Origin of the sequence: Sulfuriroseicoccus oceanibius (genome assembly GCF_010681825.2) — a bacterium.
In the GTDB taxonomy this organism is placed as follows: domain Bacteria; phylum Verrucomicrobiota; class Verrucomicrobiia; order Verrucomicrobiales; family SLCJ01; genus Sulfuriroseicoccus; species Sulfuriroseicoccus oceanibius.
In genome coordinates, this window is record NZ_CP066776.1 from 957,605 (window position 1) to 973,860 (window position 16,256).

At 60.1% G+C, this 16,256-nt stretch carries 15 protein-coding genes and 1 tRNA gene; 8 read left to right on the forward strand and 8 right to left on the reverse strand.

Going from position 1 to position 16,256, the window contains the following annotated elements; all coding sequences use genetic code 11:
* Nucleotides 1-726: 726 nt before the first annotated feature.
* Nucleotides 727-1,218 carry an EVE domain-containing protein gene (locus G3M56_RS03670; RefSeq protein ID WP_164365026.1) on the reverse strand — a complete coding sequence of 164 codons (492 nt, stop codon included), beginning with the start codon at nt 1,216-1,218 and terminating at the stop codon, nt 727-729.
* 199 nt (nt 1,219-1,417) lie between these two features.
* On the opposite strand from G3M56_RS03670, the gene G3M56_RS03675 reads away from it, so the two are divergent.
* The 4 genes from G3M56_RS03675 to rpsP all read left to right on the forward strand — a co-directional run bounded on the left by G3M56_RS03675 (nt 1,418) and on the right by rpsP (nt 5,096).
* Nucleotides 1,418-1,828: an MGMT family protein gene (locus tag G3M56_RS03675; RefSeq protein ID WP_235203573.1), complete on the forward strand. Its 411-nt coding sequence runs from the start codon at nt 1,418-1,420 to the stop codon at nt 1,826-1,828.
* A gap of 67 nt (nt 1,829-1,895) precedes the next feature.
* On the forward strand, nt 1,896-3,254 hold the full coding sequence (locus tag G3M56_RS03680; protein ID WP_164365028.1) for a polysaccharide deacetylase family protein: 1,359 nt from the start codon (nt 1,896-1,898) through the stop codon (nt 3,252-3,254).
* 70 nt (nt 3,255-3,324) lie between these two features.
* The gene (gene ffh, locus G3M56_RS03685) at nt 3,325-4,686 is read left to right on the forward strand and encodes a signal recognition particle protein (protein ID WP_164365029.1); all 1,362 of its coding nucleotides are present in this window, start codon (nt 3,325-3,327) and stop codon (nt 4,684-4,686) included.
* A 152-nt stretch (nt 4,687-4,838) separates the two neighbouring features.
* A complete protein-coding gene (gene rpsP, locus G3M56_RS03690; RefSeq protein ID WP_164365030.1) occupies nt 4,839-5,096 on the forward strand; it encodes a 30S ribosomal protein S16 in 258 nt (85 codons plus the stop codon).
* A 152-nt stretch (nt 5,097-5,248) separates the two neighbouring features.
* Here the strand turns inward: rpsP and G3M56_RS03695 are convergent, their stop codons facing one another.
* Nucleotides 5,249-6,520, reverse strand: coding sequence for an NnrS family protein (locus tag G3M56_RS03695; RefSeq protein ID WP_164365031.1), 1,272 nt, complete (start codon nt 6,518-6,520; stop codon nt 5,249-5,251).
* A gap of 185 nt (nt 6,521-6,705) precedes the next feature.
* On the opposite strand from G3M56_RS03695, the gene G3M56_RS03700 reads away from it, so the two are divergent.
* Complete coding sequence (locus G3M56_RS03700) at nt 6,706-6,966, forward strand: YecH family metal-binding protein (protein ID WP_235203574.1); 261 nt, start codon at nt 6,706-6,708, stop codon at nt 6,964-6,966.
* A 564-nt stretch (nt 6,967-7,530) separates the two neighbouring features.
* Here G3M56_RS03700 and G3M56_RS03705 read toward each other — a convergent pair.
* Nucleotides 7,531-8,196 (reverse strand): NAD(P)H-binding protein, encoded by a 666-nt coding sequence (locus tag G3M56_RS03705; RefSeq protein ID WP_164365032.1) that lies wholly within the window; start codon nt 8,194-8,196, stop codon nt 7,531-7,533.
* On the reverse strand, nt 8,193-10,484 hold the full coding sequence (gene rnr, locus G3M56_RS03710) for a ribonuclease R (RefSeq protein WP_164365033.1): 2,292 nt from the start codon (nt 10,482-10,484) through the stop codon (nt 8,193-8,195). Before rnr ends, G3M56_RS03705 begins: the two co-directional genes overlap by 4 nt.
* A gap of 154 nt (nt 10,485-10,638) precedes the next feature.
* On the opposite strand from rnr, the gene G3M56_RS03715 reads away from it, so the two are divergent.
* Nucleotides 10,639-11,256 carry a prepilin-type N-terminal cleavage/methylation domain-containing protein gene (locus G3M56_RS03715; protein WP_164365034.1) on the forward strand — a complete coding sequence of 206 codons (618 nt, stop codon included), beginning with the start codon at nt 10,639-10,641 and terminating at the stop codon, nt 11,254-11,256.
* A 330-nt stretch (nt 11,257-11,586) separates the two neighbouring features.
* Here the strand turns inward: G3M56_RS03715 and G3M56_RS03720 are convergent, their stop codons facing one another.
* Complete coding sequence (locus tag G3M56_RS03720; RefSeq protein WP_164365035.1) at nt 11,587-12,042, reverse strand: 6-pyruvoyl trahydropterin synthase family protein; 456 nt, start codon at nt 12,040-12,042, stop codon at nt 11,587-11,589.
* Between the two features lie 73 nt (nt 12,043-12,115).
* The gene (gene queC, locus G3M56_RS03725; RefSeq protein WP_164365036.1) at nt 12,116-12,796 is read right to left on the reverse strand and encodes a 7-cyano-7-deazaguanine synthase QueC; all 681 of its coding nucleotides are present in this window, start codon (nt 12,794-12,796) and stop codon (nt 12,116-12,118) included.
* Nucleotides 12,797-12,914: 118 nt separating this feature from the next.
* Here queC and G3M56_RS03730 point away from each other — a divergent pair, with 118 nt between their 5' ends.
* Together G3M56_RS03730 and G3M56_RS03735 are read left to right on the forward strand one after the other, a co-directional pair.
* On the forward strand, nt 12,915-13,715 hold the full coding sequence (locus G3M56_RS03730) for a hypothetical protein (protein ID WP_164365037.1): 801 nt from the start codon (nt 12,915-12,917) through the stop codon (nt 13,713-13,715).
* A 78-nt stretch (nt 13,716-13,793) separates the two neighbouring features.
* Nucleotides 13,794-13,868: transfer RNA gene (locus tag G3M56_RS03735), tRNA-Val, on the forward strand.
* Between the two features lie 55 nt (nt 13,869-13,923).
* On the opposite strand, the gene G3M56_RS03740 is transcribed toward G3M56_RS03735, so the two are convergent.
* Nucleotides 13,924-14,925, reverse strand: a complete 1,002-nt coding sequence (locus G3M56_RS03740) for a glycosyltransferase family 9 protein (RefSeq protein ID WP_164365038.1) — start codon at nt 14,923-14,925, stop codon at nt 13,924-13,926.
* Nucleotides 14,922-16,166, reverse strand: a complete 1,245-nt coding sequence (locus tag G3M56_RS03745) for a glycosyltransferase family 4 protein (RefSeq protein ID WP_164365039.1) — start codon at nt 16,164-16,166, stop codon at nt 14,922-14,924. Before G3M56_RS03745 ends, G3M56_RS03740 begins: the two co-directional genes overlap by 4 nt.
* Between the last annotated feature and the right edge of the window lie 90 nt (nt 16,167-16,256).

Consider the following 16,256-nt stretch of genomic DNA (forward strand, 5'->3'; position numbering starts at 1 on the left):
CGGTTAGGTCGGCGATTTATCCCAGGGGGGGGAATACCCGATAGGTCCGCCACCAGTTCCTTGAATCTCCAATTGGACCGCCCCTGCAGGGCTCCATCGCTTAATCCGCCAATCCCCACGGCGTTGCCGTGGGCTGTGTTAGTCCGCACCTCCGGTGCTCTCTCTCGTCCAGTCCCCATCACCCCGCGGCTCCACGCTCGTCCTACGTCATCGAATGCCCCCCAGCCCACGTACTCGGATCCCACCCAGCGCCGGAGGCGCGCCCCAACATAGCCCATGGCGAAGCCATGGGATCACGCCCGCCCCCACATCGAGCCCTGCAAGGGCGGTCTAATACTATTTGAGCGGTCAAATTGGCGGGATGGCGGAGAGCTTTCTCGAGTGAGGCAAGGCGCGAACTGCGATGCGGGCTGCCTGATCGGCGAGCAACGCTGCATCACTCAAAAAGATCCCGCCAAGATCACATTCTTCATCTCTGATTCTCCTCACTCAATCCCCATTGGTTACGCCAAGGCGACCCTTCGATCTGGAGTTACGGAGCCGTGTCGCTGCAGTGGTCATTATCCTTATTGTGATCCAAATCTGAATCGGAGCGCAGCGACCCTGCCCGGTGAGGTGCTGCGCATGCGTCCGGTCCGATCCGTCTTGAAACAAAAGCGCCCCCGATCGCAGGCAGAGTGATGCCGGCGGTCGGGGGCGTTGAGTTGTCAGCAGAGGAGTGCTGGGCTAGAGCGAGGCGGCGTCGATGCCGCCGAGTTCGCAGATGCGCAGGAAGTGCTTTTCCTCGACTGGTGTGATCGAGAGGCGGCTGCCGCGTCGGGTGACGAGCAATCCGTCGAGCGGTCCGCCTTCCTCCGAGTCGGCCTTGAGGTCGTCGAGGCTGACGTAGTTGGGGAATTCGGCGACCCATTGCACGTCGACCATCAGCCAGCGTGGGTTGTCGGCTGAGGACTTTTCATCGAAGTACTTCGACTTCGGATCCCACGAGGTGTGGTCTGGGTAGGCTTCCTTTACGATTCGAGCGATGCCAGCCACGCCCGGCGGCTTTGTGTTGGAATGGTAGAACAAGACCAGGTCACCGACCTTCATTTCATCGCGCATGAAGTTACGCGCCTGGTAGTTGCGGATGCCGTCCCATGGCTCGGTTTGGTTCTTGCACGCCTTCAGGTCATCGAACGAAAAGACGTCCGGCTCGGATTTCATCAGCCAATATTTCATCGCGGGCACGGTAGGGGATTGCCGCGGTGGATGCAATCCTTCGCCTTGGCCCGGCAGCGAAGGATAGGCTCACGCAAAGAACCCAAAGGGGGGAGGGTGATGGGGGGCGGATGCCGTTCGGACGTCGAGAGTGTGTCGTGTTTCGGTCGAGGCGCAGCCGGATGGGCACAGGTGTGAGAGCCATTTCAAGAATCCCGTAGTGTGGCCATTGCGCGAAGCGGTGGGTGTCGGGCATGTTGGGGGCATGATGGAGGAATCAGAGCGAGTGACTGAGTTTGCGCGGCGGGTGTATGCGGCGTGCAGTGCGGTTCCGGAGGGGAGGGTGACCAGTTACGGTGAATTGGCGAAGGCGATTGGATGCGGGTCTGCGCGGGCGGTGGGGCAGGCATTGCGGGCGAACCCATACGCGCCGGACGTGCCGTGTCACCGGGTGGTGCGTGCGGATGGCTCGTTGGGCGGGTATCTTGGAGAGACCGGCGGCGAGCAGCTGCGGCGCAAGGTCGAGTTGTTGGCCCGCGAGGGCGTGCGGTTTGATGCCGGGGGCAGGCTGATTGAGCCAGAGCGTCTGGTCACAGCAGCGAATCTGATTGCGCATCTGCCCGAGGCATGAAACAAACAGCGCGGAACGTTGACCGCGCTTTTAGCCAAGCCGATGCGGGGTTTTAGACAGGATTTACATGATTGAGATGATTTGGCGGAAACCAGTCTGGATGAGTGGGAGCGTGTCGTGCGGACGCGCACTGGCGCTGTCGTTGCTTGCGTTTGCCGTGGTGGGTTGTGACAAACCATCCGACGAGGTGGCGGCGGAGGTTGAGGTGCCGTTGGCAGAGGAGTCGCCTGCGTTGTCGGCGGATTCGTTTGTGGATGATCATGCCGAGGAGGAGCCCGAGGCGGAGGATGTGTTCCAGCATGACAAGTCGGTGGTGGTTTCGATTCTGGGCTACCATCGCTTTTCCTCGAGTGCGAAGCCGACGGACATGATGACGACGACGGCGCGTTTCCGCGAGGAGATGCAGATGCTGGCGGACTCCGGGGTGGCGGTGGTTTCGATGGAGGACTTTTTGGCGTGGAAGCGTGGTGAGATCAACATTCCCAACCCGAGCGTGGTGATCACGATCGATGACGGCTGGAAGTCGGTTTATACCGAAGCGTACCCGGTGCTGAAGGAGTTTGGGTTTCCGTTCACCACGTTCATCTACACGAACTTTTTCGGCGGGCTGGGCAAGACATTGTCGGCCGAGCAGGTGAAGGAAATGATCGCCAATGGGATGACGCTGGGCTGCCACAGCAAGAGTCACCCATACGTGAGCAAAGTGCGGGCCGAGAGGCAGAAAGGCGAGGAGGCTTACGCGAAGTTCCTTCGTGAGGAGATGGTTGAGACCGCGGATGTTTTGGAACGTGAGATCGGCGTGCGGCCGGTGGTCTATGCCTACCCGGGTGGGTACTATGCCGACGATATGTTGGAGGCCGCCAACGAGGCGGGGTATGAGGCGTTGTTTACAGTGAACCCGGCGAAGGTGGTTTTCGACACGCCGAACCATGAAATCCATCGTTATGTGGTGCATGGGGACAAACCGTACACCTTCGACAACGCGACGACTTTTGGTGGGATCCCGCTGGGGCGTAAATCGTTGGCGGCTGCCGACGGGTCGCGGATTGAAAAGGCGGACCTGCATTTGGTGCCGGCGGACGGGGAGGTGGTGACGGATCGCCAGCCGCTGGTGAGCGCGGACTTGTCCCAGGTGGGTGACGTGGATCCCGAGTCGCTGGTGATGCGGATTTCCGGATTTGGCAAGGTCGAGCCTCACTTTGATGCGGAGACCAAGCTGGTGACGTACAAGATGAGCCGCCGGTTGCGTGCGACCGACGTGGCGGTTTATCTGAGCTGGAAGTTGATCGAGAGCGATCGCTACGAGCCGCCGCTGCGCTGGAGCTTCACTGTTGACCGCACTGCCAGCCTGCTCGCGGAGCAGCCGGTGGTGGATGAGGAATCCGCCCGCGATTTGACCGAGGAGCTGGACGGAACCGGGTTTTAGGGCATGTTGCCCCGTGTCAGTACGGCTGGGGAAATCTCCTCACGCTCCGTCGGTCCCAACGATTTTCACTATGTTTAACCAACTTTCCGACAAACTCGAAGGCGTCTTCAAGAACCTGCGTGGCCAGGGGAAACTCTCCGAGCGCAATATCAAAGACGCGATGACCGAGGTGCGTCTCGCCTTGCTTGAGGCGGATGTCGACTACAGCGTGGCACGTGACTTCATCTCCAGTGTGCGCGATGAGGCGATGGGTGAGAAGGTGCTCAAGAGCGTGACGCCGGGGCAGCAGATTGTCAAAATCTTCCGCGACAAGTTGGCCGAGTTGCTCGGTGGCGACCAGGCTCCGCTGGAGCTCACGCCGCCAGCGCGCATTTTGATGGTCGGTTTGAACGGTGCGGGTAAGACCACGACGTCGGCCAAGCTGGCGCTGCGCTTGAAGAAAGAAGGGCGCCGTCCATTACTGGTGGCTTGTGACTTGTTCCGTCCGGCGGCGATTGACCAGCTGGAGACTCTGGCGCGTGAGATTGACGTGCCGGTTTTTACCCCGGATCGCGATGAGAAGAACGTGATCAAAGTGGCCAAGCAGGCGCTGAAGTGGGCGGAGACGCAGAACGGAACGGTGATGATTTTCGACACCGCGGGCCGTCAGGAGATCGACGATGCGTTGATCCGCGAGCTTGAGGACTTGCAGAAGTTCCTTCAGGCCAAAGAAGTGCTGTTGGTAGCGGATTCGGCCACAGGTCAGCAGGCGGTGAACGTGGCCAAGCGCTTCGACGAGGCGGTGGGGATTTCCGGTATTGTCCTGACCAAGCTTGATGGTGACGCCCGTGGTGGTGCGGCATTGAGCATGCGCTCGGTGACCGGTAAGCCGATCAAGTTCTCCGGTGTGGGTGAGAAGATTGCGGACTTTGAGGCCTTTGTGCCGGACCGCTTGGCGGACCGCATGCTGGGCATGGGCGACGTGGTGGGCCTGGTGGAAAAGGCAGCCGAAGCGGTGGACGAGAAGGACGCCATGAAGATGGCAGAGCGTCTGGCGAGCAATCAGTTCGACTTCAATGATTTCCTGCAGCAGATGAAGTTCATGAAGAAGCTCGGGCCGATGGAGAATATCCTCGGCATGCTTCCAGGTGTGGGCAAGAAGCTCAAGGACATCAACGTGGACGACGGTAAGATGAAGCGCATCGAGGCGATCGTGTTGTCGATGACACCTTACGAGCGCTCACGTCCTGAGATCATCAATGCCAAGCGTCGCAAGCGCATTGCCGCAGGTAGCGGAACGAACCTGACGCAGGTCAATCAGTTGCTGAAGCAGTTCTCCATGATGCGCAAGATGATGAAGAACAAAGGCAAGATGAAGGGCATGATGAAGCAGATGGGAATGGGCGGCGGTGGATTCCCCGGCCTGCCAGGTGGCGGAAAACTTCCGTTTTAATCCCTTGAGTACGAGAACCATGCGATCCGTGTGAATTTCTGCTTGGCAAAGTGCGAAATGAGGGCATATTCAGCTCCCTCGATTCGCTCGGCGCTCGAATGGATCGATCGAACCAACCTTAAACTACCTCACCGAGGAACTTACAAAATTTTATGGCAGTAGCACTCAGACTCCGCCGCGAAGGTAACCGTAACCGCGCATACTACAAGATCGTGGCAACCGACAGCCGCGCACGCCGCGACGGCAATTTCATCGAGCAGATCGGCACCTACGATCCGCATCAGGAAGGCAAGAACTTCACCATCGACCTTGAGAAGGTCGACAAGTGGGTGGGCAACGGCGCGCAGCCAAGCGACCGCGTCAAGAACATCATCAAGCACGCTCGTAAAGAGCAGGGCGCAGAGGCCTAAGGTCCTCTGATCGATCTTTCGGTCTCGTGCCGATCGATAGCGCCGACAGAATCATTTATGAACCGCCGATCCTTTCGAGGGTCGGCGGTTTTTTTGTTCCTGTGCCGGCGGGGATCTGTGTCAGATCGGCTGTCGATGAGAGAAGTGCCGCGCTACGGATCGCGGCGCTGGATGAGGAGCGGCGCCATGGCGATGGCCCAGACAGTGGTAGCCGCGGCCCAGACGAGAGCGGAGTAGAGGTAGTGCGCCGTTTTGACCTGCGGCGTGAAATCGGCAGTGACCCGCAGCACCATGGCGATGAGGATGAGCCCAAAGACAACGCACAGGGGGATGAGCCATTGGCCCATGGCTTTGGTGCGGCCGGCGTGGCCGTAGAGCACACGGGTGCCGACGACGAGTGCGATTAATCCTAGTCCGCCGATGTAGAGGATGTGGTCGAGGGCGATGCGGTTGGCTTGAACCCATCCAGCGGCGAGTGCGGCGATGATCAGACAGATGAGCCCGGTGCGCAGGGCGGCGGGAAGCACACCGGTTGCTTCAGAGCGTTTCCAGAACCCGGTTTCGCTGGCGAGGTAGGCGAAGCAAGTGGCGGCGCGTAGCCATGCGCCCCAGCGGACGATGCCTTCGACCTCGAGGAAGAAGCTGAGAATGATCAACGCTGCGGCGGTGCCTGCCAATTTAGCTCGACGGGTCCATTGCTCGGTCGGGTACGGGTTGCTCGGGAAGATCTGTTTGTTGTCGGTCTTGAAAAAGCGTGGGAAGAGAAATGCGCCGATGCCGATCAGAGGGAGCAACATGAAGCCTTGGTAGAGTAGCAAGCCCGCCCACTGCTCGCGGGTCGCGTTGAATTCCAACGCGTGGCCGCTGAGAAAGAGTACGGTCCCGCTGATGCCGCACAGCATGCCTGCGCCGACGAGTAGGAATCCTGGAGGTGGCAAATCCTTGCGCAGGGCGGCGCGGGTGCCGGCGCTGATCATGAAAGTGACCAAAGCGATGAGGAAGAACGCGTCGCCGGCGACGGTGCGGTTGGCGAGGTGAAACCCAGAGGAGGCGAGGTATGCGGTGGCGAACGTGGCGAGCTCGCCGAAGAAGAAGCGGTGGGTGTTGAGTACTTTTGGGATGGCGGTACCGAGGAATCCAAAGGCGAAGCCGCCGATGAACCCTTGGATCATGAGCCGGGCGTGGCTGGTTTTTGGCTGGTAGTCGATCCAGTGCTGGTAGAAGGCAGGCCATAGCAGCACGGCGGCGATCCCGATCAAGACAGCGAGCGGGAAAAACCAGCGGTAGGGCTCGGCGAGGAGCAGCTCGCGGAAGGGGGCTTGCGCCAAACGGGCGCGGCGTGCGGCGCAGCGTCCACCGCGTGAGGAGGCGGTGGGCTGCGGGGCGGATGACAAGTTGGGATCAGAGGTGGCCGGACGGTCCATCGTTGTTGAGTATCGCGGCGTGATCGTGCGATCGATGGGCAATTGTGCGGATTCGACGGGATTGGCTCGCGTTGCTTCGAATCCTCACCAACGCAGCCGTCCGGATGGATTGTGGATTGGAAACCGACGTATTATCCCGCTGCGCTGGAACCCATTCCGGGTCGGTGCAATCTGAGTTCTCTCTTATGAATACAAATACCCAGCCGCTGGCCGAGCGCCACGGACACGATGTGATTGCCATGATGCTCGAAGGCGGCAAGACCTACAGCCGCGAGTCATTGAAGAAGGAAATCATCGAGACCTTCGGCATTACCACCACGTTCTACACCTGCTCGACGAGCGGCATGACGCCGGACCAGTTGATCGACTTCTTGGCGGCGCGTGGCAAGTTTGAAGGCACCGAGGATGCCTTCCGCTTTGACCCTGCCAAGCAGTGCAAACACTAGGTTTGCTGGTGGTAGGCGCGTCACGCGACGATGAGACGTCCTATCAGGACGATCTGAGTCGATGCAATGGCTGATCCTGGGACTTTGTCCCAGGCTGGGGAAACCGTCCCTCCGAGACGCCTCATTCACGCGCTCACCTCCGGAGGTTGAAACCTCCGGCTAACCGGTAACCTGTCGCTTCGCGACGAATTCGATGGGTTGGGGGAATCCTACCAAAATCGCGGAGCGATGACTTACCGGTTAGCCAGCGGATTCATCCGCTGGTCCAGTCGCTCCAATCAACTCGCGCCGGAGGTGCGGTTTACTTCGTTGAGCTCATGCCTCATGTAAGCCGTCCCTACGGGACGCCTTATTCACGCACTCATATCCGGAGGTTGAAACCTCCTACTAACCGGTAACCTGTCGCTTTGCGACGAATTCGATGACACGGGGGCTTCCGATTAAAGTCGTCGTTGCTGATGTGTTCCGGGAGCCTAATGCTCATGGGTCGTGCCTGATTTGGAGCTCTCTTGTTGTTAGTTGTCCGTCTATCTCGTCTGGCTCAAGCAGGGGGATAGCCTTTGATTACGGATGCGGTGAGTGCCTGATCGTCTCGGATGTCACGCGGTGGCATCCGGGATGTGGGTTCTTGGCGTGTGCGATCATGCAGGCGGCCAGTGTGGCAACCGGTACCGGCTGGATGCGCCGAACCGTAGCGAAGGGAAGCCAGCTGATCGCGGCGAGGGCAATGTAGCCAAGCCGCTCGCCGAGGCGGAACTCATCGCGCTGCGGTGCGTGGAGGAGTGACGGTTGGTAGATCGTGAGCGACGGTAGGTCGAGTGCTTCCAGGTTGTGTTCGGTTTCCCCTTTGGTGCGGAGGTAGAAGTTGCGGGGTGCGGTGGTAGCTCCGAGCGAGCTGATGACGTGTAACTGCGGGCAGTGTCGGGCTTTGGTCCACTCGCCGACGGCGACAACCAGATTGTGGTCGATGGCGGTGAAGGCTGGCTTGCTGCCAGCTTTGGCGATGGTGGTTCCGAGTGCGCAGAAGACGGCGTCGAGATGGGGCAGGTCTGGGAAATGCTCAGGAGCCATGGTGGGCACGACGTGCTCGATCACACGGTTGGGACGGTCTTCCGCAGGGAGGGGGCGTCGGACGATGGCGTGAACGGTCAGACCCTCTCCAGCTGCCAGTTGGCGTACCAGCTCGCGGCCGGTTGCGCCGGTGGCACCAAAAACCGCGACCTCCTTCATGACTTCGGTTTGAGGATCTGCATCATGGCGAAGTCGATGAAGCGGCTTTCAAAGTCGACCTTCACCGGACGCACTTCCAGTTTCGTGCCGACGCGCAGTTCGTAGCGCGGGCGGCGCGAGCGCCACGTGTTGAGTTCGTTGATGAAGAAGAAATCGCCGGGGAGGAAATGCGATGGCGGCACTAGTCCTTTGATTTGTTCGTTCACCAGCTCGACAAAGACTCCGTTGCGGCGGACTTCGTTGACCACTGCGGTGAATGTACGTTCATCACCGCGGGAGATCAGGCGCTGGAAGTACTCGAGCTCCTTCAGCCGCACCGATTCGCCTTCTGCCTCGGCAGACACGCGTTCGGTGGTCGAGATGGCTTCGGCGACTTCGGCCATGCCGTCGTGGGTCGGTGTGCGGACGCTGACCTGTGGCTTGTGGCACGGTAGTTTGCCGAGCGCACGGTGGACGATGAGGTCGGCGTAGCGGCGGATCGGGCTGGTGAAATGGGTGTAGTTCACTTTTGCCAAACCGTAGTGGCCCATCGGGTCGGCTGCGTAAGCTGCGCGCTTCAGGCTGCGCAGGAGTCCCACTTTCAGCGCGTGTTCCTCCGGTACCCCTCGGATCCGCTTGAGCAGTTTTTGAAGCTCGCGTCGGTTGGTCAGGTCGCCGATTTGGAAGCCGTAGTCACAGGCGGTCTGGCGGAACTCCTGGAGCTTTCCTTCGTCCGGATCGTCGTGAACGCGGAACATACCGGGTTTGCCGGATTCCTTGACCACCTTCGCCACAGCCTCATTGGCGACGAGCATGAACTCTTCGATCAACTGGTGGCTTTCGTCGTAATCGACCCGGCGTAGTTCGGTTGGCCGGCCCTTGTCGTCGAGGATGACCTTCACTTCGGGGAAGTCCATGTCGAGCGCGCCATTTTCGAAGCGCAGTCGGCGGATGCGGGCGGCGAGTCGCCACGCATCGTAGAGCATGGCTTCGACTGGATCCGTTGGTGGAGTGGCGGTGAGGTCTTTGACGACCGGGCGAATGACCTCCATCGCTTGCTCGTAGGTGTAGCGTTTCGCGCTGCGGATCACAGCCGAGGCGAAGCGGGCTTTGAGCATTTTACCGGTGGCGGAAAAGCGCATCTCTACCAATTGGGTGAGCCGGTCTTCGTCCGGACGCAGGCTGCAGATGCCATTGCTGAGGGATTCAGGTAGCATCGGGATCACTCGGTCCACCAGATACGTCGAGTTGCCGCGTTTGCGGGCTTCCTTGTCCAATGCCGAGCCGGGCTTCACATAGTGCGAGACGTCGGCGATGTGAACGGCCAGCAGCCATTCGCCGTTATCGCAGGCGGTGACGCTGATGGCATCATCGAAGTCACGGGCGTCGAATGGATCGATCGTGATGACCGTGCGGTCACGCCAATCTTCGCGGTCGGTCAGGTCGTCTGCTTGAACTACCGCGTGAATGGCAGCGGCCTCAGAGAGCACGTCTTCGGGGAACTCAAGCGGTAAGCCGAAGCGGTAGATGATGCTTTGGATGTCGACGCCCTTGTCGCCGCGGCGGCCGAGCACTTTGACCAGTTTGCCCAATGGTGGGCGGTGTGGTTGGTCCCAGCGGACGAGATCGACGACCACGGTGTCGCCGGACTTGGCCTCGGGTTCGTCTTTCGCCGGTGGAGTGAGTTCCAAGTTAAAGGGAAGGCGGGTGTCGTCCGGCTGGACGAAGCGGAACTTTCCGCGGATGCGCAGCGTGCCGACGAGTGGTTTACCCGAGCGTTCGATAATTGAGAGGACGCGGCCCTCGACGTGCATTTCATCTGGTGTGCGGAGGCGGCCTGCGTGGCGCATCCAGACTGGTGGTGGCACCTTGCGCAACGAGATCTCGACGCGGTCGCCGGGAAGAGCGGTGCCGGAGGCTCTGGGTTGGATGAAGATCCGTTCGCCTTGTTTGGCGAGTGCTGTATTGCCTGAGCTGTTGGCTTCGAGGATGACGAATGCCTTGCCGCGGCGGGTGAAGTCGAGGATGCCGCGTGCGGTGCCGGGTTGGCTGTGTGAGCCGACGCGGTAGCGGCCTTTTTTGACGCGTGTGACCTTGCCGGATTCTTCCAAGTCGCGCAGTGCGTTGCGGAATGTGGCGCGCTCTTTGGGGTCTAGCCCGAGGTGGCGGGCGATCTCCGATTTGGTCGACGGACGGTAGTCGTCCGATTCGAGGTGGCCGATGAGTTTTTCGCGGATCTCTTCGCGTCGCGATTGACCTGCGGGTTGGTCGCGCTCGGTTGGCTTGTTTTTACGTGGTTTTCCGGTCACAAACCGGATCCTCACACGAGAGGCGAGAATCCGCAATCATAGGATTGACCTGCTTGAGATCGTCAGGATAATCGTCTCGGATTTCGTCGGCTCAGCGGTTACCATGAAGGTTCGTCCGTTTGAGATCCGGCGAATCGTCTTTTTACCCAGAACTATGAAACCCCGACACTCCCAATTGTCCAACCGTGCTTCGCGCTCGCGAGGCTTCACTCTGATCGAGCTTTTGATTGTGATCGCCATCGTGGCGATCCTCGCATCGATGATTTTCGCTGGCAGTAGCTTTGCCCTGAAGAAAGCCCGTAAGGTGGAGGCTCAGAACCTCGCCACTGGTATCGCTCAAGCGGTCGAGCAATTCGAGGTGGAGTACAACCGGATGCCAATTCCAGGTAGCAGCCGTGGTCAGGACTGGGAGGGCGACAGCTCCGAGGAAATCTGCGTGATTCTCACCGGCCAAGAGACCGGAGGAAAGGTCCTCAACAAGAAGCAGATCGACTATCTCGATGGTATGAAGCAGGCAAATGATGCCGCGGGTGGTATCGACCGCACGGAGGAAGACCGTCCTGTGGTTTTCGATCCATGGGGTAACTTCTTCGTGATCCATATCGATGGCAACTACGACAAGAAGCTGAGGAATCCTGAGTCGTCTGAAGATGGCGAAGACGAACTCAAGGGTGTTCGCGTGGCTGTTCTCTCCAAGGGAGAAGACGGTATTGCTGCCGGTGAGAACGAAGAGGGCGACGACGCCACCCAGGACAACGCACGCTCCTGGTAAAAAAAAATACCGATGGGGTGACCCATCGGTGAGAATGATTTCGATCCGACCGGTGGCTGTGTGCTGCCGGTCGGATTTTTTATGGCTGGAGGGGGGGGCATTGGTTACCGGAAGTTGGCCAATTCTGCCTGCCTTCCCTCGCCCTTGTAAACCGTCCCTACGGGATGCCTCATTCGTGCGCTCATCTCCGGAGGTTGAAACCTCCGGCTAGCCGGGAACCTGTCGCTTTGCGACGATCCCGGTTACTCGAAGTTTCCGGCTGCCGACCAAAGTCGTCGTTGCGGCAGCCCGATTCCCATCGGCTATGCCCACTTGATCATTCAATTGCGATCACTCCGAGTATTCCGCCCACGACGAGGTGGTCTCCCAGACGCGGATTGAAGCCAGGCGGACTTGGTCGCGCACAGGATAGGGGACATCGGTGCGGGATTTCCATTCGGCGAGGCGCTCGCTGAAGGTGTGGAAGAACACGCGGGCGAGTACTTCGGTGGTTGGGTCTTCCTGGTCGAAGCCGATGACGCGGTCGCCGTAGCGTTGCTTGAACTCAGCGTAGGCGGGGTCGTCGGTATTGAGGCACATGGCGTGGTCGAACGAGTCGAGGTATTCGCCGATGATTTGCTTTACCGCTTTGAAGTCGCAGACCATGTCGTGGTCGTCGAGGGTGTCGGCCTCGAGGACGATTTCGACTTTGCGGGTATGGCCATGGGGGAACTTGCACTTGTCCGGGTGCTTGCTGAGCATGTGCCCGTTCTCGATCTCGATGGCTTTACAAACGCGGTATGGCATAACGTCCGTAATTTAAGCCGGATCGGCGCTAGGACAACCGGAGCTTGAGGAGGTTTTTTCCACAGACTCCGCCTTACGCCAAGTACTCGGTAGGATCCGGGATGCCGGCGTCGCGGAAGGCTTCCTTGCGCTCGACACACGTGCCACAGGTGCCGCAGTGGATGTCGCCGCCTTTGTAGCAGGACCAGGTGAGTGAGAAGTCGACTCCGAGTTCCGCTCCTCGCTGGGCGATCTCGGTTTTGGTCATGTTGATGAACGGGCGCATGACCTCGACGTCTTCGTAGGTGCCTTGTTTGATTGCCTCGGCCATGGGAGCCATGAACGATTCACGGCAGTCAGGGTAGATGGCGTGGTCGCCGGAGTGGGCGGCGATGACCACTCCGGTGGCGCCGACGCTCTCGGCGAAGCCGGCTGCGATCGAAAGTAGAATGCCGTTGCGGAATGGGACTACGGTTTGCTTCATGCTTTCCTCTTCGTAGTGGCCGTCCGGGATGTCGCCACCGGAGTTGAGCAGTGCGGAGGAAAAGAGCTGGTCCATGAATCCGAGTTGGGCGCATTCGTGGCGGACGCCCAGTAGTTCGGACTGTTTGGCTGCCATTGGCAGTTCGCAGTGGTTGTGCTTGGAGCCGTAGTCTGCGCTCAATGTCGCCACCACGTGGTGGTCGCGGTGGGCCTGGTGGAGGGCCACCACGGAGTCCATGCCTCCACTGAGCAGGACGATGACATTTTTGCGGGCTGTCGGCGATTCGGTCATGCGCTGATCATAAGAGGCAAGAGGCAAGAGGCAAGAGCGGGATGAGATTGAGGAGGCTTGGTCTTGTCGGGGGCAGCGTTCCCTCTCTAGGGTTGGAGGTTGCAAGCTGATGATGACAATGATGAAACGACGCGTATGGGCAGCTGCCGTGATGATGGCGGCTTCGTTAACGGTTGGGTACTCCCAGCGAACATTCACCGATGTGGACGGGCGGACGATTGATGCGGAGGTGCGGTCGGTCTCTGAGACGGACGTGGTGTTGGCGGTGGGGAAGACGACTTACAACGTGCCGTTGGAGCGCCTGGTGGAGGAAGATCGAGAGTTTCTCAAGTCCTGGCGTCCGGCGGTAACGATTGGCGACCCGCGGATCGACGTGAATTTTTCGGATTCGGTGGACCGCGTGAAGCGCAATCAGGAGCGGCTGTTGTTCCGGTTGGAGGTCGAGGTGCGGAATGCGGATAACCGCGAACCGTTTTCAGGAGGAACGGTGGACGTGCTCGTGTTGATGCGGCATTTGCGCGAGCGCAATGTTTACGGTGTGGGTGTCAGGCGTGAGTTTGCGGTTCCAGCGGTGCCTGAGTTGAGGTCTACCGAGGTGGAGCTGCCCGAATTCAAGCACGAGCACAAGGGGGATGGTAACAACAAGAAGGGGTGGAAGTTCTATGGCTACGTGGTGATCTTGAAGGACCGCAATGGCAAAGAGCTGAGGCGCAGTGTGTCGTCGGCAATTGATGGTGAGCTCGTGGGGCGCCTGCTGAAGGCGTCCGAGGGGGATATGTTCGGGCGCAACTACCGCCCGATCGACAAAGGGCTCCGCAGGAAATATGACTCCAATATGCTGCCTGAGGAGGTCCGCGAGAAGAAAGAGGACGAGGAAGAAAAGCAGCCGGAACTCAAGGACGAGCCGTTGGTTGAGTAGGGGCTTGAAGAATTCTTTTATCGAGGCGCTTGACCATTACCGATCCTCGGCTATTTATTTCCACACCAACGACTTTCCGCACGGGTAGCTCAGCGGTAGAGCGACTGGTTTACACCCAGTTGGTCGGCGGTTCGATCCCGTCCCCGTGCACCATTTTCATTCCCGCATCGACTTGTTCGCTGCGGGAATTTTTTTGTGGTTGGGCGGTTTACCCGAGTAATTCGTCCGCGGCGGTGGTGACGGTGGTAGCCGGGATCTGGTCCATCGCTGCCTTTTTGTGTTTCGGCTCGAATGTGCTGGTCACGCGGTCAGGTGCCGAGGCGAGGATGATGCGTGCATTGGCGTGGGTCGGGGCCCAGTGATACGGGTTGGTCGGGCCGAACAACCCAATCTGACGGCAGCCGAACTGGGCGGCCAAGTGCATCGCCGCCGAATCGACGGTGACGACAAGGGCGGCGTCGCCAATCACGCGTGCGGTGTCTGCTAGCGAGAGCTTGCCGCTGAGGTTGGTGAATGGGATGGCTGCATCGAGGAGGCGATCAAAAATAGGGGCCAGGTGCGATTGTTCGCGGTCGTCATTGGATCCGGTGACGACGAGGTTCAGACCTCGTTCATGGAGGTGGGCTGCGACGGTCAGCCAGTTTTCCGTGGTCCAGTATTTCTCGTCGCGCGCGGTGCCGGGGTGGAGGACGGCGTAGGGCTTTGGCAGCGGCTGGTCGAGATCGATCTGATGGTCGAGTTTCAATGGCGATCCTCCGTTTTCCGAGGTGGCGGCTGCCTGTCCGTGGGCGGCTACGGCGTCGGCGAGTGCCAAGTGGAAGTCGACGGTTGAGAGGTCGCGTACCGAGGCGTCGACACCGTGTGGATAGATCCAGCGCTTGACCGCGGACTTGCGGTAGCGCTCATAGCTGATGCGGAGCGTGCCGCGGCTGAGTGCGGTCATCAAGGCCGAGCGGTCGGTTCCTGTGAAGTCGCACACGACGTGCCAGCGGCGGGTGAGGATCTTGCGCCAGAGCGCACCATTGGATGCTCCGGGCTGGTAGACGAGTGTTTCGTCCACTTGTGGGATGAGCGGTGCGAGTTGGCCGCTCGGGCCATGGAGCACGAGTGTGATGCGTGCGTCCGGATAGGCTTGCCGGATGCGGTCGATGGCCGGCGCGGTGAGGATGGTGTCGCCGATGCGCTTGAGTTGGACGATGAGCAGGTTCACGGCGCGGATGGGGTGGCAGCGGCGCGGGTGGCGACGAGTTGTTTCGCGTAAGCGTAGGCGTGCAGCAAGCGTTGGCGGTGGTGGTCCCAGGTGAACCCATTGACCATGCGTTCGCGGGCGCGGTCGCCCATTGCTGCGACTTCCTCCGGGTGGTCGTAGAACCACTGGATTGCGTCTTGCAGGGCGTCGACGTCGTTGGGTGGGATCACGCGGCCGGTCTCGCCATCGACTACGGCGTCGCCGGACTCGCGGGTGGTGATTTGCGCCAGGCTGCAGGCGGAGGCTTCGAAGGTGGCTTTTGCTGATCCTTCCAACTCCGATGGGAAAATGAATGCCGATGCGGACTCCAGGTAGTCCTGTGGGCGTTTGACGAATCCGGCGACGGTAACCGACGGACCGGCGAACTTCTCGAGGTAGGGTTTGATCTCGGGTTCAATGTTGCCGACCAGCACGAGCTCCGCGTTCTTTAATCCGAGGCGGTGCCAGGCTTCTAGGATGTGGTGGACGCCCTTGCGTTTGATCAACGCGCCGACAAAGACGAGTCGGAATGTGTCGGCGGGGCGCACGGTCGGGCGGAACTTGGACGGGTCGACACCGCGGTAGACGAGGAAGATTTTCTCTTCGGGGATGCCGGCTGCGATGAACGACTTCGCGGCGTATTGCGACTGGACGAGGATCACATCGGCTAGCGTGTACTCGGTCAGGGTGTGCTGGCGAGGGATGGTAAGGCGATGCTCCAGGGTGTCATCGGCTTTGCGCTCGCTTGCGGTGGTGAATGGTTTGACTTGGCCTTTGTTGCGGTGCCAGGTCGGGATCTCGATGAGCGAGGGGATGTTGAGCCGGCGTGCGACTTGGAGGGCTTCGCGGCAGTCCTCGGACCAACTGTGGAAGCAATCGAACTTACCGGATTCGAGCTGGTTGGCGGCGACGTGGGCGGTGAGTAGTTTGCGGATCCCGCTGTCGGCCTTCTTGCCGAAGCGTAACTGAGCCAGCCAGCGGGCAGGGTGGAGGCCGATGTTGAGAAAATGATGGGGCGCGACTTCCTGCTGGCGGTTGCGCATGGTGACGACGGTGCCGAGGAAGCGGCGGTCGGCTGCGGCGCGGATACCCTCTGCGGCCGTGGTCGGGAGGCCGGCACCGCCGACGGGTGTTGCGATTGCGTAAAGCAGGCGCGTTGGGAGCTGCTCCGCGGTGGGGAGCGGGGCTGTCAGGTCGGGGATGATGGCGTTGGTTTCCGGCACGTTGAGCTGTCGGGATGGGCGGTAATCAGCGCGTCATGCGCTTGAAAGATATAGAAGTATCCGCCGATCATCGCAATTGCGGTTTTGCCC